This is a genomic window from Photobacterium sp. Hal280 (genome assembly GCF_037162255.1).
GTDB lineage: Bacteria > Pseudomonadota > Gammaproteobacteria > Enterobacterales > Vibrionaceae > Photobacterium.
In genome coordinates, this window is the sequence record NZ_JARLUO010000005.1 from 1,840,658 (window position 1) to 1,862,731 (window position 22,074).

At 51.3% G+C, this 22,074-nt stretch carries 21 protein-coding genes and 1 pseudogene; 11 read left to right on the forward strand and 11 right to left on the reverse strand.

The window, feature by feature from the left end; translation table 11 throughout:
- Nucleotides 1-45 precede the first annotated feature (45 nt).
- From pstC to P4S53_RS17875, 6 genes are all read left to right on the forward strand, one after another.
- Nucleotides 46-957, forward strand: a complete 912-nt coding sequence (gene pstC, locus P4S53_RS17850) for a phosphate ABC transporter permease subunit PstC (RefSeq protein WP_337113738.1) — start codon at nt 46-48, stop codon at nt 955-957.
- 5 nt (nt 958-962) lie between these two features.
- Complete coding sequence (pstA, locus tag P4S53_RS17855) at nt 963-1,847, forward strand: phosphate ABC transporter permease PstA (protein ID WP_337113739.1); 885 nt, start codon at nt 963-965, stop codon at nt 1,845-1,847.
- Between the two features lie 17 nt (nt 1,848-1,864).
- A complete protein-coding gene (gene pstB / locus P4S53_RS17860) occupies nt 1,865-2,614 on the forward strand; it encodes a phosphate ABC transporter ATP-binding protein PstB (protein ID WP_027253259.1) in 750 nt (249 codons plus the stop codon).
- Between the two features lie 238 nt (nt 2,615-2,852).
- Nucleotides 2,853-3,230 (forward strand): hypothetical protein, encoded by a 378-nt coding sequence (locus P4S53_RS17865; RefSeq protein ID WP_337113740.1) that lies wholly within the window; start codon nt 2,853-2,855, stop codon nt 3,228-3,230.
- Between the two features lie 111 nt (nt 3,231-3,341).
- A complete protein-coding gene (locus tag P4S53_RS17870; RefSeq protein ID WP_337113741.1) occupies nt 3,342-4,979 on the forward strand; it encodes a mechanosensitive ion channel family protein in 1,638 nt (545 codons plus the stop codon).
- A 101-nt stretch (nt 4,980-5,080) separates the two neighbouring features.
- Complete coding sequence (locus P4S53_RS17875) at nt 5,081-5,515, forward strand: META domain-containing protein (protein WP_337113742.1); 435 nt, start codon at nt 5,081-5,083, stop codon at nt 5,513-5,515.
- Between the two features lie 24 nt (nt 5,516-5,539).
- Here P4S53_RS17875 and P4S53_RS17880 read toward each other — a convergent pair whose 3' ends face one another.
- Nucleotides 5,540-7,246 (reverse strand): CHASE domain-containing protein, encoded by a 1,707-nt coding sequence (locus P4S53_RS17880; protein ID WP_337113743.1) that lies wholly within the window; start codon nt 7,244-7,246, stop codon nt 5,540-5,542.
- 185 nt (nt 7,247-7,431) lie between these two features.
- Between P4S53_RS17880 and metR the strand changes: the two genes are divergently transcribed.
- Entirely contained in the window at nt 7,432-8,343 is a 912-nt protein-coding gene (metR, locus tag P4S53_RS17885; protein ID WP_337113744.1) for an HTH-type transcriptional regulator MetR, read from the forward strand.
- A 70-nt stretch (nt 8,344-8,413) separates the two neighbouring features.
- On the opposite strand, the gene P4S53_RS17890 is transcribed toward metR, so the two are convergent.
- Nucleotides 8,414-8,602, reverse strand: coding sequence for a DUF4250 domain-containing protein (locus tag P4S53_RS17890; RefSeq protein WP_027253265.1), 189 nt, complete (start codon nt 8,600-8,602; stop codon nt 8,414-8,416).
- 96 nt (nt 8,603-8,698) lie between these two features.
- Nucleotides 8,699-9,370 carry a hypothetical protein gene (locus tag P4S53_RS17895; RefSeq protein ID WP_337113745.1) on the reverse strand — a complete coding sequence of 224 codons (672 nt, stop codon included), beginning with the start codon at nt 9,368-9,370 and terminating at the stop codon, nt 8,699-8,701.
- Between the two features lie 229 nt (nt 9,371-9,599).
- Between P4S53_RS17895 and P4S53_RS17900 the strand changes: the two genes are divergently transcribed.
- Nucleotides 9,600-10,808: a GGDEF domain-containing protein gene (locus tag P4S53_RS17900; protein ID WP_337113746.1), complete on the forward strand. Its 1,209-nt coding sequence runs from the start codon at nt 9,600-9,602 to the stop codon at nt 10,806-10,808.
- 22 nt (nt 10,809-10,830) lie between these two features.
- On the opposite strand, the gene P4S53_RS17905 is transcribed toward P4S53_RS17900, so the two are convergent.
- Complete coding sequence (locus P4S53_RS17905; protein ID WP_337113747.1) at nt 10,831-12,033, reverse strand: MFS transporter; 1,203 nt, start codon at nt 12,031-12,033, stop codon at nt 10,831-10,833.
- Between the two features lie 112 nt (nt 12,034-12,145).
- Between P4S53_RS17905 and P4S53_RS17910 the strand changes: the two genes are divergently transcribed.
- Both P4S53_RS17910 and P4S53_RS17915 read left to right on the forward strand, forming a co-directional pair.
- A complete protein-coding gene (locus P4S53_RS17910; protein WP_337113748.1) occupies nt 12,146-13,039 on the forward strand; it encodes a LysR family transcriptional regulator in 894 nt (297 codons plus the stop codon).
- 280 nt (nt 13,040-13,319) lie between these two features.
- Nucleotides 13,320-14,510, forward strand: coding sequence for an amino acid aminotransferase (locus P4S53_RS17915; RefSeq protein ID WP_337113749.1), 1,191 nt, complete (start codon nt 13,320-13,322; stop codon nt 14,508-14,510).
- 135 nt (nt 14,511-14,645) lie between these two features.
- Here P4S53_RS17915 and P4S53_RS17920 read toward each other — a convergent pair whose 3' ends face one another.
- Both P4S53_RS17920 and P4S53_RS17925 read right to left on the reverse strand, forming a co-directional pair.
- A complete protein-coding gene (locus tag P4S53_RS17920) occupies nt 14,646-14,951 on the reverse strand; it encodes a hypothetical protein (RefSeq protein WP_027253270.1) in 306 nt (101 codons plus the stop codon).
- Between the two features lie 224 nt (nt 14,952-15,175).
- Nucleotides 15,176-15,568 (reverse strand): MarR family transcriptional regulator, encoded by a 393-nt coding sequence (locus P4S53_RS17925; protein WP_337113750.1) that lies wholly within the window; start codon nt 15,566-15,568, stop codon nt 15,176-15,178.
- Nucleotides 15,569-15,923: 355 nt separating this feature from the next.
- Between P4S53_RS17925 and P4S53_RS17930 the strand changes: the two genes are divergently transcribed.
- On the forward strand, nt 15,924-16,589 hold the full coding sequence (locus P4S53_RS17930) for a DUF2982 domain-containing protein (RefSeq protein ID WP_337113751.1): 666 nt from the start codon (nt 15,924-15,926) through the stop codon (nt 16,587-16,589).
- Nucleotides 16,590-16,594: 5 nt separating this feature from the next.
- Here the strand turns inward: P4S53_RS17930 and P4S53_RS17935 are convergent, their stop codons facing one another.
- The 5 genes and pseudogenes from P4S53_RS17935 to P4S53_RS17955 all read right to left on the reverse strand — a co-directional run bounded on the left by P4S53_RS17935 (nt 16,595) and on the right by P4S53_RS17955 (nt 22,064).
- Nucleotides 16,595-17,248 carry an MBL fold metallo-hydrolase gene (locus tag P4S53_RS17935; protein WP_337113752.1) on the reverse strand — a complete coding sequence of 218 codons (654 nt, stop codon included), beginning with the start codon at nt 17,246-17,248 and terminating at the stop codon, nt 16,595-16,597.
- 66 nt (nt 17,249-17,314) lie between these two features.
- Entirely contained in the window at nt 17,315-17,866 is a 552-nt protein-coding gene (locus P4S53_RS17940; protein WP_337113753.1) for a YcbK family protein, read from the reverse strand.
- A gap of 155 nt (nt 17,867-18,021) precedes the next feature.
- Nucleotides 18,022-19,809 carry a L,D-transpeptidase family protein gene (locus P4S53_RS17945; protein WP_337113754.1) on the reverse strand — a complete coding sequence of 596 codons (1,788 nt, stop codon included), beginning with the start codon at nt 19,807-19,809 and terminating at the stop codon, nt 18,022-18,024.
- A gap of 137 nt (nt 19,810-19,946) precedes the next feature.
- A pseudogene (locus P4S53_RS17950) lies at nt 19,947-21,064 on the reverse strand (DUF1513 domain-containing protein).
- Complete coding sequence (locus P4S53_RS17955) at nt 21,054-22,064, reverse strand: imelysin family protein (RefSeq protein WP_337113755.1); 1,011 nt, start codon at nt 22,062-22,064, stop codon at nt 21,054-21,056. Before P4S53_RS17955 ends, P4S53_RS17950 begins: the two are co-directional and overlap by 11 nt.
- Nucleotides 22,065-22,074 lie beyond the last annotated feature (10 nt).

The window sequence follows — 22,074 nt, forward strand, 5'->3', positions numbered from 1 at the left end:
TCTCAGTACCTGAAGTTTTTGGTTCAGTGTCTGGAGTAATGCAAAATGACCATCGCGAACAATATTGAGAACACGCAGAAGAAGCCTCAGCTTGCTGCTGCTAATAAAATTGACTGGCGTGAACTCTTTTTCAAATACCTTTTCCTCGCAAGTGCCGTCATCGGAATCTTATCGCTGATTACGATCGGCTATTTCATTTTCCGTGAAGGCTATGCCGCTTTTGCGGAAGCCGGTATCACTGGCATTGTGCTGGGAGATGAATGGCTGCCACCTGCCTTGTTCGGCATCTTCCCTATGATTGTCGCTTCTGTGGTTTCTACCGCAGGTGCTGTGATTTTAGGTGTGCCGGTTGGGGTAATGACCGCGATCTTTATCGCTGAAGTGGCCCCCAAGCGCCTGGCTGACATCATTCGTCCCATGGTTGAACTGCTGGCGGGTATCCCCTCTGTGGTTTACGGTTTCTTCGGCCTGGTGATTATCGTGCCGCTGATCCAGAACGTATTTAATGTCCCGGCGGGTAATACAGTGCTGGCGGGGATTATCGTACTGGCAGTCATGATTCTGCCTACAGTGATTACCGTGTCGGAAACCTCCATTCGTGCCGTACCGCGCAGCTATAAAGAAGGCTCACTGGCGCTGGGTGCGTCGCATATTTTCACCATCTTCAAACTGCTGGTCCCGGCTGCCCGTTCCGGCATTATGACAGGCGTCATTCTGGGGATTGCACGCGCCTTAGGGGAAACCATGGCCATCATCATGGTGATGGGGAACTCCCCGGCCATGCCTGAGGGCATCCTGGATTCAGCACGTACCCTCACCGCCAATATCGCGATTGAAATGTCGTACGCCACCGGTATTCACGCCAGCGCCCTGTATGCCACAGGTATTGTGCTGCTGGTGTTCATCATGATGCTGAATGCCGCCCTGCTCTACCTGAACCGTGAGCGCGCGAGGTAATCACAATGACGCTATCAACAACCACACATCTGCAGGCGAGTAACCCTGCCAGACAACAACTCAAAGATAAACTCTACCTCGGTGTGATCTGGACATCGGCCACGGTCACGGTCGGTTTCCTGCTGTGGGTGGTCTGGTACATCCTGAGCAACGGCCTTGCCTACGTCGACTGGACATTCATTTCCAGCAACTACACAACGCTGGGTGAAGAGTCGGGTATCTGGCCGATGATCGTTGCCACGCTCTACATGGTGCTGGCATCAATTCTGGTCGCAGCACCGATGGGGATCATGACCGCGATCTACCTGACAGAATATGCCAAAGTCGGCAGCCGTCTGGTCAAAGTGATCCGCTTCTGTACCGAGTCGCTGGCGGGTATTCCGTCAATTATTTACGGCCTGTTCGGGATGACCTTCTTTGTGGTTGTGCTTGGCTTTGGCTTCTCGATCCTATCTGGTGCCCTGACACTGAGCATTCTGATTCTGCCCGTGATCATCCGCACCACAGAAGAAGCCTTAATGGCGGTACCGCAAACTTACCGTGAAGGTTCGTACGGGCTGGGCGCATCGAAAATTTACACCATCTGGCGCCTGATCTTGCCAAGTGCAATGCCAGGTATCGTTACTTCTATCATCCTCAGTGTAGGTCGTGTCATCGGTGAATCGGCACCTGTGTTCATGACAGCAGGCATGGTGGCCCGTCTTCCGGAAAGTCTGATGGACTCCGGCCGGACACTTACCGTGCACCTGTACAAGCTGACGCAGGAACTCTACACCATTCATGAATGGCATCAGGCGTACGCCACTGCCACCATTCTGATTGTGGTTGTTCTGATCATCAACTTGTGCACCAAACTGCTTGCGAAACGCTTTAACACTGCGACTTACTGATTTCGGGGAAATACATCATGAACAAATTTAACATTGAAAATCTGGACCTGTTTTACGGTGACAACCAGGCACTGAAAAAGATCAATCTGCCAATTCCAAACCGCCAGGTGACTGCACTGATTGGCCCGTCTGGCTGTGGTAAATCCACACTGCTGCGCTGCCTGAACCGCATGAATGACCTGATTGAAGGGGTGAAGATCAAAGGCAAGCTGTCGATGGACGGTGAAGACGTCTACGGCAACATCGATGTCTCCAGACTGCGCATTAAGGTGGGCATGGTGTTCCAGAAGCCCAACCCCTTCCCGATGAGCATTTACGAGAACGTAGCCTACGGCCTGCGTGCTCAGGGGGTGACCGACAAAAAACGTCTGGATGAAGTAGTAGAACAATCGCTGCGCGGCGCGGCGCTGTGGGATGAGGTGAAAGACCGTTTGAAATCACACGCCTTCGGTTTGTCTGGTGGTCAGCAGCAACGTCTGTGTATCGCCCGCACCATCGCCATGGAGCCTGAGGTCATTCTGATGGATGAACCGACTTCTGCGCTGGATCCGATCGCAACCAAGAAAATTGAAGATCTGATGGAGTCGCTGAAAAAAGACTTCACGATCGTGATCGTGACCCACTCGATGCAACAGGCACGCCGCATTTCAGACCGGACCGCCTTCTTCCTGATGGGTGAACTGGTCGAACATGACGATACCTATGCGCTGTTCAACAGCCCGCGTGATGATCGTACCCGTGGCTACGTCAACGGCGACTTCGGTTAATCCCGGATCCCAGACTGTTTCGCAGGCCTTGAAATCCGGCCTGTCTCCGAAACAGCAGAAACCCGAAACGACAGATAATAAAAGCGATGGTAAGTATTTGCCCCCGATTCGGGGGCTTTTTTTGTGCTTTTTTTACCCATTCCTGACAATTCACTCAGCAGCCGGACTTACACTCAAATGAACTCTGATTAATTCTATTGGCACCGAATATTCAGGCCAAGGCCAGACAGGTGAGATGATGCAAAAGAATCATGAAATTTCACATGCTAAATCCTGGATTCATAAACTCGCAGCAATGGATGCTCACCCTAAACTCACAGGTATTCTGCAATCTTCGCGGATCATGACGCAACAATACGCCGCCTATTGCCGTTTACATAACCTGATGGCTTTCACCTATTCGCAAAATGGCCACCAGCAACTGCTGGCAGATACCCTTGCGGCTTCAGGGTGCGACACCCTCATCTGTGATCAACGCCACTACCCTGCACTTTGGTATATGCTGCATCAGATTAACCGGCCAATGGTGATCATTCTCAATCAGGAAATGTGGACGCCGGACTGGTGCTGGCAATTTGATCATCATCAATTCCTTTGCCAGCAGGACTTGCTCTGACCTCACCTGCAACGGTAAGCATGTTATAATCACAGCACTCATTCTCATCGCGGCACACTCATTGCCGCGATGTACTTGTTTTATCTCTCTGAACCGGACTACCGCTCTACTATGCGCAAGCTTTTACTCTTTATTACGTTGCTTACATACAGCCTCAATGTGTTTGCCCAGGCTGAAACACCGACGTCTCCGCTGGATGAACTGTCACAGTTGAGCCAGGAAGTCATGGCGCTGTATGAGGCCGGCCAGAACCGTACCGGTACCACACGCGATGTTCTGCGCATGCAGGTACTGAATAAAAACAATGAACTGCGCGACAAGATCGGGGAATTCATTCACGAACCGCCTGAAGGGTCAGCCGCCACGCTGCTGGATTACGTCAAACGGCAGGAACGCTATACCAGCAATACAGCCAACTATCTGAGCAACAAAATTCAGGCTGATGAAAAAGCGCTGGACAAAGCCTCGCAGGAAGAACAGTTACTCAAACTCAAACAATTAAATGAAGAGCGCATGCTGTCTGTTCAGATGCTGGGTGAGCAGTGGGAAAACTACCGCTGGATGGAACAGCTTGGCCATGATGCAGAACTGAAAAAAGCCAAACTGGCGAAAGACATCAGCAACCGTTTAGAGTTTGTCTCTGCCTCACTGGATTACAACAACCAGCAGGAAAAAATGCTGGCTAAACAGCTCAAAGAGGCATCCGAGAGTGAGAAAGCCTCACTGCAACTGATGCACATTCTGGCACAACGCAAACTGTCGAGCGATATTGACCGCTTAAACTACTTGATCAACCTCGGCGATCAGGCACAGATCGATACGTCGAACTACAAAAAGCAGCAGTTTGAAGTGACCGGCGATCTCACCAATGACATCCTGAATCCGCAGGTCATCTACTCGATTGTCTCGACCTGGGCTGACAACCTGAAAAAATGGCTGATTGATAATACCCCGCAGGTGTTGTTCAAAGTGTTTATTTTCGCCCTGGTCCTTTTGCTGTTCCGGCTGTTAAAAAACCTGACACGTAAAGTGGTGAAACGCGCCGTGGCCTCGCCCAACCTCAAGATGTCGCAGCTGATGCAGGACTTCTTCATTTCCATGTCGGGCAAAGCGGTCTTTTTCCTCGGGCTGTTAATTGCCTTGTCACAGGTTGGACTTAACCTTGCGCCAGTACTGACAGGTTTCGGTGTGGCCGGTGTGATCATCGGTTTTGCTTTGCAGGATACCTTGTCAAATTTCGCTTCGGGGATGATGCTGCTGATTTACCGTCCTTTTGATGTCGGCGATTTTGTGGAAGCCGGCGGGGTGTCCGGTAAGGTCAGCCACATGAGCCTGGTCAATACCACGATCCGTACCTTTGATAACCAAATCATCATCGTGCCGAACAGTAAAATCTGGGGAGATACGATCAAAAATGTCACGCACGAGCGTGTTCGCCGTGTCGATATGGTCTTTGGGATTGGCTATAAAGACAGTATTGAGCAAGCCGAAGCTATTTTACATGACATTATTGATAACCATCCGGCTGTGCTGCGCGCACCGGAGAAAACCATCAAAGTACACACGCTTAATACTTCTTCGGTCGACTTTATCGTTCGTCCCTGGGTGAAAACGGATGACTACTGGGATGTGTACTGGGATGTCACGCGCGAGGTCAAACTGCGGTTCGACAAAGAAGGCGTTTCTATCCCATTCCCGCAGCAGGATGTGCATTTACACATGGTCAACCCGGAAAAGCACGATGCGTAAAAACATCCGGGTTGAATTGCTTCTACACTAAAAAACACGGTTTACGGAATTTTTTGTCTTTCCGTGAGTCAAAAATCTTCGAATCCATTTGGGGAAATACAATGAAAAAACACCTGCTGACTGCCATGGGCACTGCCCTGCTGTTATCTGCCTGCGCCGGAACCGGTGGCAGCACAACAGCTGACGCTTCTGCTGATCTGACACAATATGAATGGGAACTGTCCAAGATCGACAATCAGGCCGTCACCATCCCTAGCATGGGCGCCGTGCCGACTCTGGGGTTTGAAAATAATACCATGGCACATGGGCATTCCGGCTGTAACCGCTATTTCGGTTCTGCCGAAGTGAAAGACGGCCAGTTCCGCATTGAAAAAATGGGCATGACCATGATGGCCTGCCCGGACGATGCAATGAAACTGGAACGAGTGATGAGTGATACCTTAAGCCAGTGGAGCAAAGCCGAAGTCAAAGGCAATACGCTGACGCTCAGTAATAACCAGCATACTCTGACTTTCACCGCTACTCAGCCAATGTAACCCGCAACCTTTCGTCTGACAGCATCAGCTGAGTGCCTGCTCAGTTGATGCTTGTTGCTGACGAACCGCGGCACTCACCTTATTCAATCCTTCCTGCTGCGCCTGATACAACAAAGCTTCTGTTTGATGGAACAAGGTTTCGGCGGTTAATCCCTGAAGATCGAAAACTGTCATGGCGCCTACAGACACTGTCAGGTAAGGATTGGCACTCATTTCAGTATTGGCCAGATTCAGACGTTCGGCCGCAGTGCGCAGGTGACGGGCAACCACTTCACCATTGTTGGTATTTGGCAGTACAGCGGCAAACCTGTCATCATCAAGCCGTGCCACCATATCAGCAGGGCGTTTCAATGTTCTGCCCAGCTCGTTGGCCAGCATCCGGAGACTGGACTCGTACATGTCCTGCGGACACTGACTGACAAAATGCGCATAGTCATCAATTTGGATCAGCACCACCACCAGCGGGGATTGTTCCCGCCGTGCAACTCGGACCGCTTTATCCAGGCTTTCTTCAAACGCCCGCTGGTTCGCGATCCCCGTCAGCGGATCAATCAGGCTCATGCGTTCCAGTTTTTCGTTCACGGCCAGCAGCCTGTCATGTTGCTGATTCAGCGTATCCAGATAGTGCTGGCCTCGTTGAAACACGAAGAAGCAGACCAAAGCGGCGACGGCAAAAAATGCGTTGACTCCCCAGAACACCCACCAGGGTATGGATGACTGATGCTGGCGGATATAATCCTGCATGGGTGTGGCTTCAATCACCCAGCGGCGCCCGCCTTTGCTCAGCACCTGATGAACGTAGCGATAGTCAGGAGCATAATCGCGGGTAATCGCCGCCTGAGTCAGCACTTTCTGACTATAGTGGTAATGTTTTTGCTGGCTAACCGGCCCGGTATCCGGCACAGGTACCAGACTGAAGACCAGCTTGTTTGACTGGGGGGCTTGCGTATCAATCAGCGTCAAAGCAAAAGGCTCCACCCTGGTTAAACCGGGAGAAGAGAGGAAAATCTGGGCAGGATTAAACACCCCTGCCACAAAGCCCAGCAGGCTGTCCTGCCGCTCCGTCTCCGACATCGGCTCAGGGAATTCGTACACAGGCAACAGGCTGAGGATGCCTTGGGCGGTCACATCATTGCGCTGGATCTGGAGCGGGACAGTCAGTTGCAACTGCCCGGTATCTCTGGCGCGCTGAACCGCTTCAAAACGCAGGGAGTGTGAGCCCATGTCATAGCCTATCACTGCCTCGTTACCGGTCACAGGTTCGACATAATACACCGGATAGTAAACGGCTCGCTCGCTGGCCGCGACGCGCTCACCAGACGCGACCTGTTCAGTAATCACATAACCGGGCAACCATTCATTGGCCCGTTGCTCTAAGCTGGCACGCTCGGCCTGATCCACTTCAGGGATCCATTCCAGGGCCGTGATCGCCGGAAAACGGGCAAGGATTTTAGCGGTCAGTGCCGTGAAGCCCTTGGCATCCGGAATGCCATTGGTGTCCAGATTAAGCTGCAGGGTATACAGCGCTTCAAAGTGGCTGTTCATCGCCTGAATAAAGGCGTGTGAGGCTTCCGTAACATCCGATTCAAATTCCTGCTGAATACGGCGGGTTTCCAGATGAGAGAAAAAAGCAGCATCACAATCGATAATAGCAACCCGGCAAACAAGAGTAAGCCAATCAATGTAAGACGTTGTCGCTTCATCAAATTCCCTTAAACAAATAAGTAACACCGGGTTTCAATCCTATTTTCAGCCAGGCGCCGTCTATTTACCAGTTTGGTTTCAGATAACAGATACAAGATCACTATGCGACACGCAACACTCCCGAATGTAATCGATTATAGACGTCTAGATGTTTACACATCTCTCGATAACCAGTACTCTGAACAGCAGTAATATTCAGGGACTGAGTGAACATGATTGAAATTAAGCACCTTCGCACATTAGCGGTACTGAGAGACACCGGCTCCCTGACGGCAACAGCCAACACCCTTTGTCTGACCCAGTCGGCGCTGTCTCACCAAATCAAGGATCTTGAGCAGCGGATTGGTGCGCCCCTGTTTTTACGCAAAACACGCCCGGTCAGATTCACTGCAGAAGGCGAGATCCTGCTGAAACTGGCCGATGACTTAATGCCCCGTATCGCACGCGCCGAGCATGAACTTGCCAATTTAAAAGAAGACGCAAAGGGCCGGCTGCATATGGCAATTGAGTGCCATTCCTGCTTTCAGTGGCTGATGCCTGCGCTGAAGGAATACCAGATGAACTGGCCGGCGGTGAGCCTGGACTTTTCATCCGGTTTCAGTTTCGAGCCTATCCCGGCCCTGGCTGCCGGGGAGCTTGATCTGGTGATCACCTCCGATATCAACCCGCGAGCGGAAGTGCACTATGAACCCCTATTCGACTTTGAGATGCGTCTGGTGGTTTCGCCGCAGTCTCCCCTTGCTGAACTGAGCACAATCAAACCGGCCGACCTTGCCAGCCAGACCATGCTGACCTACCCGGTGCAAAAAAACCGGTTGGATGTGGTGAAACATTTTCTGCAGCCTGCCGGCATCGAGCCTAAGGTCTGGAAGCAAGCCGATAATACCCTGATGCTGGTACAAATGGTGTCGGCAGGCTTAGGGGTTGCGGCTCTGCCTAACTGGGCAATCCATGATTTTGCCCGTCAGGGGCTGATCGTCAGTAAGCCGTTAGGGAAAGGCTTGTGGCGAAGACTGTATGCGGCGATTCGCGCATCAGAAAAAGAGCGCCACTACCTTCAGGCCTTCTTTGCGACAGCCCGACAGCAGTGCCAGACCCACCTTGAGGGCATTAAAGCGGCCTGAGGCAAGTCGACACAATACCTGAAGCACAATACCTGAAAAAACAGAAGGCACCGTAATTGGTGCCCTCTGCTCATTTAAATTGATTAGAAATGGGATCGTAGCGGTAGCCCAGGGCTGCCATTTTTTGTCGCAATTGTTCCTGATCCAGCTCGTAACGGCTGGAAAGATCATCAATTGTATCGCATTCCAGGCGCAGCCTTTCATTCACTATGCCCAGTACGATATTCGCGTCCATGTTCAGCAAATTACTGATTTCCACCTCTCCCTCCTCCGGCGACTGCCGTCAGAACATCAGATCCAGAGTCAAACAACGCCTCTGTTGTTAGCATAGACGCTCAAGCCGTCATTCGACCAGTCAGAACACGGAAAGCTGGCATCCTGCTGAGGCAGACAGCAAGAACAGCACACCGGACAACTGCCAGACTTTGACCGGTTTCGCCAGCACAATATGACCCACCCAAATCACCTGAGCAGCAATCAGCAAGAACAGTGCCGCACAAATCACCAGCAACTGGCTTTCCACCTGCGCCTGAGGCACGGAGTAGAGCTGTCCTGAAAACAGCAGCACACTCAGTATGGCACTCACCAGACCTGCCGCCGGTAACACCCGGTGAAAAGCCTGCAAACGCGTTCGCGATTGGGTCAGCAACAGGTGCGCCAGGGCGGCACCAAACATCACTACCGCAATCAGGCTCTGGGCTTTTTCAGGCCATGGCAGCGAAAAGAGCACCATCAGCCAGCTCAGCACTGCCATCGCGCATGATGCATACAACAGCTTCAGCGGCCCCTGATCGCGCGTCTTTCCGGTTTTTACCTGGAAAGTGAACCAGGCGAGCCCCAGAAGAGGCAACAGGGCAACCGGCTGGCTGATACATGCGATTAACCAGCCCAGCAGCAGCACAGGGAGCATCTTATGGACCCGGCCGCGCTGGCCCGGACAGATCTCCCCTTTGGTCAAAACGAGCGTGAGAATCATCTGGGCGCCCAGCAGCGCAGAGATAAGTAAAGTGGTATAAGTCATATTCATGAAAGGCTACAGAAGAAAGAGAAAAACACCCGAAATTATATCAGAACAGTACTAAAAACATCCATTGCTCAAAATTACCGACAATTAACCTGGTTTCACATGCCTTATGTGAACCAAGATCACGGTTTTAAGGCTCATCTTGTAGAATAATTGTTCGATTATAAAAATAAAGGGCGTTTACCGTCTGTTTTTTCTCACAAAACAGATGTCAGATGAGCTGGAAGCAAAGATGATATCGACTTATAACCACTACCATAGGCTGCTGTGCCATGCGCTCAAGCTCTATATTCCGGATCTATGGAGTGCTAAAGCGCACACCCAGAGCTTCCAGAATACGCGAAGCGGATACCTGCGCAGCCGAATTTCTCTGCTCTGCATTGTATGGGCAGTACTGATCATCGCATGGATACCTTTTGACTTTTTTTACCTCAATACAGGAGAAGATACCCGAATTGCCAGCGCCCGTTTACTTCTGGCGTTATTTTTAATCGGTATTGCCAAAGTCAACGAGACACACACCACCTTACGTCAGTCGCAATGGTGCATGACACTCATGGTTTTAGGGCTGAACCTCTTCTACACCTATTGCATCTGGGTACTGGGGTTCCCCAAAGTGTACAGCGGTTTTGAATACGGCTATACGCTCTTGCCTATTTTGCATGTCGCTATTTTGACCATCCTGCCGATTACGCTGAAAGAAAGCCTGTGTCTGCTGGCAGTTACTGCCGTGACAGAAATCACAGTCGATTTCCAGACAGGCACTGTTCTGATGCCGGAAACACTGGCCAATTACTGGCTGCAGAACGTGCTGGCTATCGTCGTCATCTGGTCGCAATTATCCAAGCTTTACATGTTGATGCGTTTGTACCGTCAGGCAACCCTGGATCCGTTAACCGGTATTTACAATCGGCGAATGTTACTGCAGCAAGCCCAGAAAGCGATGGAAAACTGTCAGGCCAAGCGCCAGTCTTTTTCTCTGCTGCTGTTTGATATTGATCGCTTCAAACGCATCAATGATACCTGGGGCCATGGCGTTGGCGACAAAGTACTGCGTGGTTTTGCCGATCATCTGCAACTGGCCTCACGGAAAACCGACCTGTTCGGACGCTATGGCGGTGAAGAATTTATTCTCTGCCTGCCCTGCTGCGATACCTTAACAGCGCAAAAAATTGCAGACCGGATGTTAGCCGATATCCGCTCACTGCAACTGCCGACGGATATAGAAGAAACACATGTGTCGATCACAGCCTGTATCGGCATTGCAACATTTACTGCTGGCGACAGCCTGATGACCATGATCGATCGTGCCGATCGCGCATTATACGAGTGCAAAGATGCCGGTCGCGACTGCTATCGGTTCCATCCCTACGGCTATCAGTACCGTGACAGACGCAAGCCCTTAGAACCCCTGGTCAGTGAAGCCAGCAGCGAGGTTTAATCCAATCGGATCCGGATAGATGCTAAATAGCCACCGACGTAGCAGGCTCGGTGGCCTGCTTTCTCACCAGACGCCAGCACAAGGCATACAGAGCAAAATACAGCACACTGCCGCCCACCAGCACACCGTGCCAGTCCCAGTGCTGCCAGCAGGTGATCAGGTAAAACCCGCCCAGGCTGCCGCCAACATAATAGTGCACCAGGTATAGGGCGGTGGCCGTAGCTTTTCCGGTCTTCGCTTTCTGACTCACCCAGGCATACGCCAGAGAATGGGTGAAAAACGCACCGGAACTGATTAACAGCAAACCGCTCAGCATCGCCGACACAGAGTCCAGGGCGGCAACCCACATGCCCAGCGCACTGATTGTCGTCCCCAGTATCATGCCACTCACCGGCTTATATCGGATGCTCCAGCTGCCACTGAGTTTTGCGGTCAGCGTGCCGCTCAGATAACACAGGAAGATCAAAGACGCCCAACTGACCGGCAAGGAATAAGGTGGTGAGACCAGCCTGAAACCCATCACGGAATACAGGTTCACAAACAAGGCAAAATTGATACCGCCAATCAGCATCGGGATCCACAATACCGGTTGCTGTAAATGCCGGATCACGTGTTTTGTATGATGCCTGAGCTGCCCGCGCTGAGGGGTGAAATGTTGCTGCGGCGGCAACAGTCTGGCGACCACCAAAGCGCCAATCAAACTCAAGAGGGCCATCCCCAGCACAGCACCCTGCCAGCCCCAGGCATCAGACGCAAAACCGCCGAATAATCGCCCGGCGATGCCACCCAGTGAGTTAGCACTGATGTATCCGCCGACCGCCAGCGACAGGGCTCTCGGCGAAAACTCCTCAGCCATATAAGCCACAGCAACCGCCGCAAACCCGGCCAGCGAGGCGCCCATCAGGGCCCGGGCCAGGCTCAGCATCAGCAAGCTTTCAGCCAATAGCATCAACACACCCACCACAGGCAGCAAAAACAGACTGAGCAGCATCACCTTACGCCGGCCAATCATTTCGGAGCTGACCGCCCATGGCACTAAAGTCAGTGCCAGAGCCAGTGTGCCTGCAGCCAGCAACCAGTTCACTTTGGTCGCACTGACAGAAAAAGCCTCTGTCATCACAGGTAACAGCGGCTGAAAGAGATACAAATTACAAAACACCAGAAATGAGCCAAGAGCCAGCGCAAAACTGGCCCGACGATAAGCAGAACTATGGATTTCTATCACAGACTGGCACCGGATGATGAAGAGTTGCTGAAACAGTAGCAATTTCCCTTTGATAGTGAAAATATATTAAAAATATCGACTCCATATCTTTTATTAATATCCGGAGTAACCCATGGACATTCGCCAGCTCACGTATTTCATTGCCATTGCAGAAGCCGGCAGTTTCACGAAAGCCGCGGAAAAGCTGCACATCGCCCAGCCGGCTCTGAGCATTGCGATCAAGAAATTCGAACAACAGTTAGAGATGCCCTTGTTTCACCGCAGCGATCGTCAGATAGTGCTGACTCACGAAGGTGAGGTACTGATTCAGCATGCCCGCTTAATTTTGCAGCAGGTGGATGATGCAAAGGTCGCCATGGCGGAATTAAAGGGGTTACAAAAAGGCGAAGTCCGGCTGGGTGTGCCCAGTATGCTGGGGTCGTATTTCTTTCCCGATATTCTGATGGGGTTTAAATCCCGCTACCCCAACCTCAAACTGACGCTGGTCGAAGCCGGTACCCAATCGATCCGTTTGATGCTGCTGAACGGAGAGCTGGATTTAGGCGTGATCCGAAGTGCCGATCTCCCCGACAGCCTGGAAGCCGAACCCTTGCTCACCTCAGAAATGGTGGCTGTCGTCAGCCCGAACCACGAATTTTCCCGGCAGTCCTCGGTGTCGTTCGAACAGTTTTTCAGCCAGGAACTGGTGATGTTCAAGCAAGGCTACTTTCATCGCGACTATATCGACCATGTCTGTCAGGCACATCAGCTCAAACAGCACATCGCGTTTGAAACAAACCTGTTGCCTATGATCCTGAGTATTATCAGGCAGGAGTTTGCCATATCAGCCTTACTCGAAATGGTGACCCGCCACGAACCCGGTCTGGCTGCCGTGCCTTTCGAACAACCGGTACAGCTCAGCCTGGCTATCGCCTGGCGAAAAAATGGTTACTTATCGATCGCTGATCGGGCATTCATGGAATTTATCAAAGAGCATCAACGCCATCGACGATTACATTCAGCGTGATCCGGCATTTCAGGATGGGGGAATGAAAAGTTGCAAATTCGCAATGTGATCCAGCTCACGTGAAAATTTCCAATAGATGATGTTTGTGTTTCATTTTCTTTTACAATGGATGTTTGCTTGGGAGCCTGATCGCACCGGAATGTCAAAAGCCAGACCGGATTTCTGTCTGCCAGATCCTTGAAGGACTGCAGAATTTCGATCAGAGTCACATGGCCATTGAAAAATTATGGTCTTTCCAGGCACGTCGACCGTATCACTGACTAGCATGGATGATTCACGAATGTTTGAAAAAATCGTTGCCGCACCAGCTGACCCTATCCTGGGACTGACTGAAGAATTCAAAAATGACACTCGCGCTGAGAAAATCAATCTGGGCGTTGGCATCTACAAAGATGAATCGGGCAATACCCCGGTTCTGGCGACAGTGAAAAAAGCTGAAGCTATCCTGCTGGAAAAAGAAACCACCAAATCTTATCTGAGTATTCCCGGAACAGCAGAATACGGTCTGGCTGTTCAGGAACTGCTGTTCGGCAAAGATGCCGCCATTATTACTGACAAACGCGCTCAAACGGCTCAGGCGCCGGGCGGTACCGGTGCACTGCGTGTCGCGGCTGAATTCATTAAACGCCAACTGGGCGATGTGACCGTGTGGATCAGCAACCCAACCTGGGCCAACCACTTTGGCGTGTTTGGCGCGGCGGGTCTGCAGACAGAACAATACGCTTACTACAATGCCGAAACCAAGAGCATGGATTTCGATGCTTTGCTGAGTTCTCTGGCAAATGCCAAAGCCGGTGACGTGGTATTGCTGCACGGGTGCTGCCACAACCCGACCGGTATCGACCCGGATGCGGATCAATGGCTGGCACTCGCAAAATTCTGTGCCGAGAAAAACCTGCTGCCCATGTTCGATTTTGCTTATCAGGGCTTTGCCAAAGGCGTTGAAGAAGATGCAACCGGTCTGCGTATTTTTACGGAACACAACAGTGAACTGCTGATCGCCAGCTCTTTCTCCAAGAACTTTGGCCTGTACAACGAGCGTGTGGGTGCCTTTACTCTGGTAGCGAAAACCGCTGAAGTGGCCAGCACGTCATTCAGCCAGGTGAAAAGCATTGCCCGTGTGATCTACTCGAACCCACCAGCTCACGGTGCAGCGATTGTGACTGAAATCCTGAACAATGCCGAACTGCGTGCAGAGTGGGAGCAGGAAGTCGCAGACATGCGTGACCGCATTCAGGAAATGCGTACTCTGTTTGTTCAGACCCTGAAAGATTTGGGTGTTGACGCCGACTTCAGCTTTATTGAGCGCCAGAATGGCATGTTCTCATTCTCAGGCCTGAATAAAGAGCAGGTGGCACGTCTGAAAGAAGAGTTTGCGATTTATATCGTCGGCTCTGGCCGTATCAGCGTTGCGGGTATGACCAAAGATAACATGCAGCCGCTTTGTCATGGCATTGCTGCTGTCCTGTAACCTTTAGGTTCAGTGATCTGCACAGAAAGGGGCGCTCACAGGGCGCCCCTTTCTTTTGACTGTCATTTGGCTATTTTTTGACTTCTGTCTGATGCTTTATTTCACGATTGCACTTTGCTGTATTGGTTCTTCAAATCAACCGGATTTATCCAGCGGCAGCACATTACAAAACAGCTCACGTTCATATTGTCGTTCCAACTGATCGCGCCACGACTTCTTGGAAATATGGACCAGATAAAAGTTTTCCCGTGATGTATCTGTGACAAATGCCATATCAAACTGCATCAACTCGTAATGAATATCATGCACAAATCCCAGCGAGAAACTTTGCCGGCCAGTCAGCTGATTTATGTCCTCCCGGGTTAAACACACACCCTGTTCGTCCTCAGCAAAACGGTTGCGTAACCATTCGGAAAACTCTCGAGCACTGATCATTGTCATATTACCTCGTCTGTGAGTGCCTACATCCGTGAATAATCCGATCCTCTTAAATAGGTATAGCAGAATAAGGCTAGTTCGTCAGACCGAAACGAATTTACGCAATAAAATCAGCCATGAATGGTCAACTGTGAGAAATGATGATAGCGAGGAAAAAGGGAGATAAATGATTGAAAAAGGCAAGAAAGGTAACCCGCCCCTGATCATTCAGGAACGGGGAAGGACAATTATAGCGTTTTATATACGACTTTATTGCCAGCAAGCTGAATTCGCTCAACAAGCCCTTCTTCAACCAGTTTTTTCAGTGCACCCGTTGCCCAGGAAGCGGCTTTGCTGTCTTCCTGGCCGGCTTCAAGGCCGATGCTTTTCGGGTTAATGCCTTCTGCATTGTTTGCCACGATGCCCAGCACCTGCTGCTGCTTGGGTGTCAGCGATACAGTAACTGCAACGTTACCCGCTGGTGCTTCTGTTTTTTTCACATCAACCTGAGGCTTTGCTGCCGCTACCGGGGCTGCCTGCTTCACCGCTGCTTTGGTGACAGGTTTTTGAGTCACTGCCGTAGCCGCTTTGATGCGTTTTTGCAGTTTAAGCTGTACTTTACGTTTGTGAGAGATTCTCATTAACTTCCTACTCCGTTGTACTACTTTCAGTCGCCAGTTTGGATGCCCAGCGGGGAAAAAAGTAGCGCGAGTTATATCAAGGATGTCAGAGGAATGCCAGCAAACGGCTATTTTAAGCACAATAAAAGCCATATTTTGCGTATTTTAAGCGACAAGATCTCATTTTTATCTTTTCCAAGTTCATGCACTTCATGGAATAAATACTGATTTTCATGCAAACTGGGCCTTACGCTTTGCATAAACAGTCGCCAATGATTTGACGCCCATATCGGTCACTGCAACCTGTGAGTAACATCTCCGGACAATTTGCCATACTTGATAAAGATGTCCTCTTCATGCTCTCTCTGGAGTTATTTTGAATAGCGTATATATCCAGTCGCCGCATCCCAAACCCGGCGCTTATCTGATCTGGCTGAGCCTGCTGGCGATATTCGCGCTGGGGCTGACAGTCTTTACCTTTCCCGACATTAACGGCGTGGCCGTCGCGCTGTTACTGCTCGCCATGACGACCTTGTTACTCATCGGGGTTAAACTCAACCGGCAGTCGCCGATTACTTTCACCCTCACTTTCATGCACCTGCAATACCACAGTCCGCACGGCGGCTGGCTGACCCGGTGGCAGAATGTCGCGGATATCGGACGCGCGTCGGTCAGCACTCAGGGCTGGTACAAACCCCTGCCCTGGATTGGGATCAGACTCAAACATTACGATGAATTTCTGGACAGCATCTGCCCCCGTATTGCCAGCCAGATCTTAATGGAACAGCGCGGTTTGATGATCATGGCGTATAAGCGCGCAGACAATCCGCCGCACGAAATAGAAGATATGCTATTTGATGACAAACACTATGTGGGAGAAAACGGAAAAATCAACAAAGGACTGCTCGCGATGCTGGCGAACCGCATGCGCTACAACAGAGAGCTGATGGGGTATGATTTTTTTATTTCAGAAGATTTGCTCGACAGGCCAGCCGATGACTTTATCGGTCTGGCGCGTCGTTTTCTGGCGCAGGCCAGATAAGCGGATTACCAGAGCGGCATCGCATCCGCAACGTGCGGGTTACTGGCTCGCTCTTCACCAAAAGTCGACATTGGACCGTGGCCGGGTATAAAACGCGTGTCGTTGCCCAGTGGCCATAACTTGGTTTTGATCGACGAAATCAATGTACCATGGTCACCACGCGGGAAATCAGTTCTGCCGATACTGCCGTTAAACAGCACATCACCCACAGCAGCCAGCCTGGCTTCCTCGCTGTGAAGCACAACATGTCCCGGTGTATGACCCGGCGTATGATATACAGCCAGACTCTGCTCACCAAAGCGGATGCTGTCTCCCTCATCGAGCCAGCGGTCAGGCTGAAACCCGGTCACAGGAGGAAAGCCAAACATCTGGCACTGCTGCTGCAGCGAATCCAGCCAGAACGCGTCGTCTTTATGCGGTCCCCATACAGGCACCTCAAGCTGAGATGATAAAGGTGCCGTGCCGCCAACATGATCCAAGTGACCATGCGTCAGAACGATTTTCACTACCCTGATGCCGAGTGACGCAATACGGGCCGTGATACGTTCAATATCCCCACCGGGATCGACAACCACACCTTCCAGCGTTTTATCACACCACAGAATTGAGCAATTCTGCTGAAACGGAGTCACTGGCACGATTTCAAACTGCAGACTCATACATTTGTCCTAACTGTTCCAAAACCGCGCCAGCATACCACACCCCTGCTGTTCTGCGTACCGGGCTTACCAGCGACGCACAGGACCTGTGTCAATGTGCACAAATCCGCTGCGAGGGTAATAACCCACGCCACCCAACTTCAGATCCAGGGCTGCACTGCGGACACGAGACAAAGAAATACCTTCCAGATTAAAATCAATAGCTTGACCTGTCATATGGTAGCTTTTCTTTGCCACGCCTTTGGTGGAGCCGCGCAACATTTGGTTGGTTTTAGGCGAACGGTAGCCAGAGATAATGCGGACCTGACCTTTATGGCTCAGCTCTTCACGGATCTGGGAAATCGCATCGAACAGGCGTCGGTCCATTGGCGCCACTTCATTTTGACGAAAGTCGCGGCAAATATGGTTCATGCGCTTTAACTCTTTGTCCAGATAGAACTTCCCGTCAAAGTAACGTGTTTCCAATTCTTCTTTGGTATGAATGTTACATAGGTACAGTTCTCGGGCACTTTTCGCAGTGTAGGGACTCGCAACAGCCATTTTTGGCAACATAAAGGCGCCTAATGTCAGCCCGCTCGCGATCAGGAGCTGACGACGCTTATTATCTACTTCTGACATCCTGAAAAACTCAACTGTAAAACACAAAAAACAAGCGCAAAAGCCTGTAAACGACTGCACGATAGCCGTGTGTTTTCGATGAGTCAACGCACAAATGTCAAAAAACAGACATTACAAAAGCCATAAAATTGACTAGTTATTGACGCATAAGGAATTTAATTTTTGTAAATTGATGCAAATTTTTCAGAGTCTGGTGAATTTTTATCCTGCTCATCGTATTGATACACATCATTGCGATAGTTCACCAGTCCCTGTTCATCAATCCACGCTGTCTTATAGATCAGGAATACTTGGATCTTCGGTTTCACCCCCACGGTCCGGGTCGAAGTTCGCCCGGCCAGCTGATCAAAGCGCTGTTCTGACACACCTGCGTAGCTTAACAGGACTTTCGCCATTTCATCCGCGCCCTGAACGCGGATACACCCTGAGCTGAATGCTCTGAAGTCTTTATTAAACAGGCTTTTTGACGGTGTATCGTGAAGATAAATCGCCTGATTGTTTGGAATATTGAATTTAAAACGCCCCAGCGCGTTATGGGCGCCTGGCTTTTGCCGCAGACGATACGGAAAGTTTTTCGCGTTGACATAACGCCAGTTGATAGAGCTGATCGGAATTTTTTCGTTACTGTTCCAGCCGCGGAGTACGTCGTAGTGATGACGATACAGATAACCGCTGTCGTAACGGGCTTTTGGCAGAATATCTTTTCTCATGATTGAGTTCGGGACATTCCAGTAGGGGTTGAACACCACTGAGGATAAGCTTGAACTCATAATCGGCGTTGGGCGTTTGGGCTGTCCGACAATGACTCTGGTATCAAACACCATGCGATTATCCAGCCACAAATTCAACGCAAAATCGGGAATATTCACCACCAGCCGGGAGGGGAAATCAGACGTCCACACCCGGCTGCGCTGGGCATTGAGTGCCAGCAGGCGAATACGTTCCTGAGGCGTTACCGCGAGCCAGGCACGGGTCTGCGGACCGATTGCACCATCCACTTTTAATCCGTGCCGTTGCTGGAAGTGCTTCACCGCTTCTGCCATATCGATATTGTAGTGTTTCTTGCCTGCGGTTCTGAGCTGCTCTGCCTGATAGGCAGTTAAATCCCCCAAGCGTTCCAGCATGGTGATTAAAACATCGGGATCTCTCAGCCAGGCGCCCAGACGGATAATGCCGGGCTGACTGAACACAGGCCAGGGCTTCTCCGCTATCGCTTCCATACGGTTGATGGCTTGCAGAAACTGGTTGTAGTGGCGTCCGGTAGGTTTGAGCGACGCCACAAACGCATTGAGCTGGTCACGCTCCAGTACAGCCATCAGCTCAGCCAGACTCTCATCTGAGGGCGCAGGCATGCGCGTTGGCACTTCCTCGCTAAACAACCATTGTGTGCGGTTATCAATGACATTTTCAATGAAACTGAGATACGCCAGTAAGGTGTCTGTTGCGAGCAGATCATACTGACGCCAGTCGTTGCTTTGCTTGAGCTGTTTGAGGTGTTTCAGGCGCTGATTAAAATCCGGGCTGGTTTCTGCTAGTGTCAGCACCCATAACTGCTGCTCAAAATCGGTCACCGTGAAACTGTCTTGCCAGAGAGGGACATAACCTAACCCGTGATAGAGCTGAGCAAGTTGCTGTTTATATCGCAATCCCGGTAACTGAGCGGACACCTCATCGACCCAGGCCAGTGACTTTTGCCGGATCAGCGCTAATTCGTCCGCTTGTTTCTGAGCCTGAATCTGCTCCGGGGTTGGCGCGACGGCTGCCGTATCGGCCACAGCAGCCGCTTCAGCGACGGCACTTGTTTCAGCTTCTGGCGCAACAGGCGCTTCGATGTCTACACTGATCTCTGACTCAGATGCTGTGTTTGACACAACCTGTGCATGCAGCGTATATGAAACACTGCTGATTACCAGAAGAAGCCCGATACGACCTAGCCTCGTCATGTGTGCTCTCCGCTACCATCACTATCATTATGGCAAAGCAAAGAGATTATCGCTTGAATTCAAACGATAACTCGATGCTTTTCCTGTTTATAGTTATAAAGGTAGTGAGATCTTCGAATGCCCGTTGTTTCAAAGTTTCAACTGAACAGCAATTTCCAGTGGTTGTCCCACATCACTGCGGATTGATCGATCCGCCCCGGATGGAGCGGCGTGCGGGTCAGAACTTTTCCCGCTCCTGAACCCACCAGCCACTGCCCCTGGCTGACTGCCACTCCTGACGCATCCGTCAATGGCTGCAAATCCACCAGCTCGCCAGTCTCTTCACGCCAGATGCCATAGCAGTTACCTCGTGGCGAGGTCGCCAGCAGATAACCATCCAGGCTGGCAATACTGGCAATGTAATGGTTAAACCGCATCCAGTCTTCTTCATCGGCCAGCAGCGGGCGAAGCGCGCCGCCCCGTGTATGCAGATGGACAAGCGGCGCGGCCTGCTCTGGCAGTCCCCGGTATTGCTGACCGCAGGCAATATCACCGGTATCTGTCACCGCAAGGTGCCGGATACTCAGTCTTTTGTCTGACAGCACAGCTTTTTCGACAACTTTTCCGCTCTGAATATCGAGATACACTAATGCAGGCTCCATGGTATCCAGATTTAACGGTTCGCGGCCCAAGGTATGTACCCCCCGACCCCTATCGCCAGGGTGTCCGGATCGGCAAGCACCACTTCATGCGGGCCAATACCAAATCCTTTATATTCAGCCACTTTTTGCAAACCGGCTGTCGTATCATAAACGCCAATCACACCTTCACTGGTTGTGCTCACCCCTTCGGTTGCGAACAGGTAACGGCCGTCAGCAGAAAACGCGCCATGACCGTAATAATGGCGGTTCTGGTCGGCACGGCGAAGCGGCAGCATCTCTCCCGTTGCCGGATAAAAAGCCTGCATATACGTCCCCGGACGACGGGCAAAAGCTACTGCCAGCGCGCCGCCAGGCTGAATCGCCACCCCGTGTCCACGTTCAGGCAGGGCTATCTGGTGTATAGGCCGGCCGCGCGAGTCTGCCACAACAACGGCATAACGGCCGTCAGGCGTCCTGCTGCAACCAATGATGCGATCACCGTCTTTTGTACCGGATAGCTGTCCCTTACTGTGTTCTGCTGAAGCACAGGCCGACAGCAGCCCGGCGGTGGGAAGCAATATCGCGGTACCCAGCGCTTTTTTGAGCAGCGCGCGTCGTGTTAAATCAGTCACCATCGGTTGCATTAAATCCTACGACTATGCCCAAAGCTGGCGACACTTCATCATGAAGTGCGAAACGAATGTACTCCAGGCTGTTATAAATACGAATGAGGTCGCGATAGCCGTCGCGTGTTTTCAGTAACGCCCCCATACTGGCAGTTTGCGGCCAGCCTGCAATCAGACTGTCAAACTCACCGGCGATACGATCAGCCAGTGCAATTTCTCCCTGCGCCCGTAACAAGGCATCCAGCCCTTTCCCTTCAGCCAGATACAGCGACTGCATGGCCTGTACATTGGCTTTCAGATTGCGCATTGATGTTTGAGATCGCCAGGACTCAGCCTGATAAGGACGCGGATGACCCGGTTTGCCCATCGGCAATGTCAGCTTCTTCATGGCAAAGTCCAGCTGATTAGTCAGGGCGCCAACATATTCGCTCAATGCCAGTTGCGGTGTCATTGCCTGCCAGGGATTGGCTTTCCAGGCTTCAATCAGGGCTTCCCCACTCTGTGTCAGGCGCTGGCTTATTGCTGTGGCTACCTCACAGCCCTGCGGCTGCTTCAATTGTTCAGGATGGGCATACAGCAACCATTCCATGGCACCTGCTCCCTGTACGGCGACACTTTGATCGGCAAGTAATGCCGCGTTCCAGTGTGTACTCTGGGCAAGAAGCTGCGCCATTTTTCGCCCGGTAATGTCTTTCTTGTCCGGCCAGAATTGAATTTGCCAGGTCAGTGCCAGTGCTGCTTCACTGCCTTTTTCCCGTCCCTGTAATACCATCCAATCCTGCATCAGCACTTGCCATGCTGCGCGGCTTGCGGCCAGATGATCATCCGTGTTTGCCTGACAAAGCGTCTCGACGGTACTCTCCAGCTCCCGGGCGGCTTCTGTAAATGCGCCGACAGCTTTAACATGCTGCTGGTGAATCGTGGCGCTGACTGCCTCTTGATTTTCATTGCACCCAGTCAGCCCTGTCATCAGTGACATCAAACCCAGTGCAATCATCGTTTTTTTCATTTTCATGTCC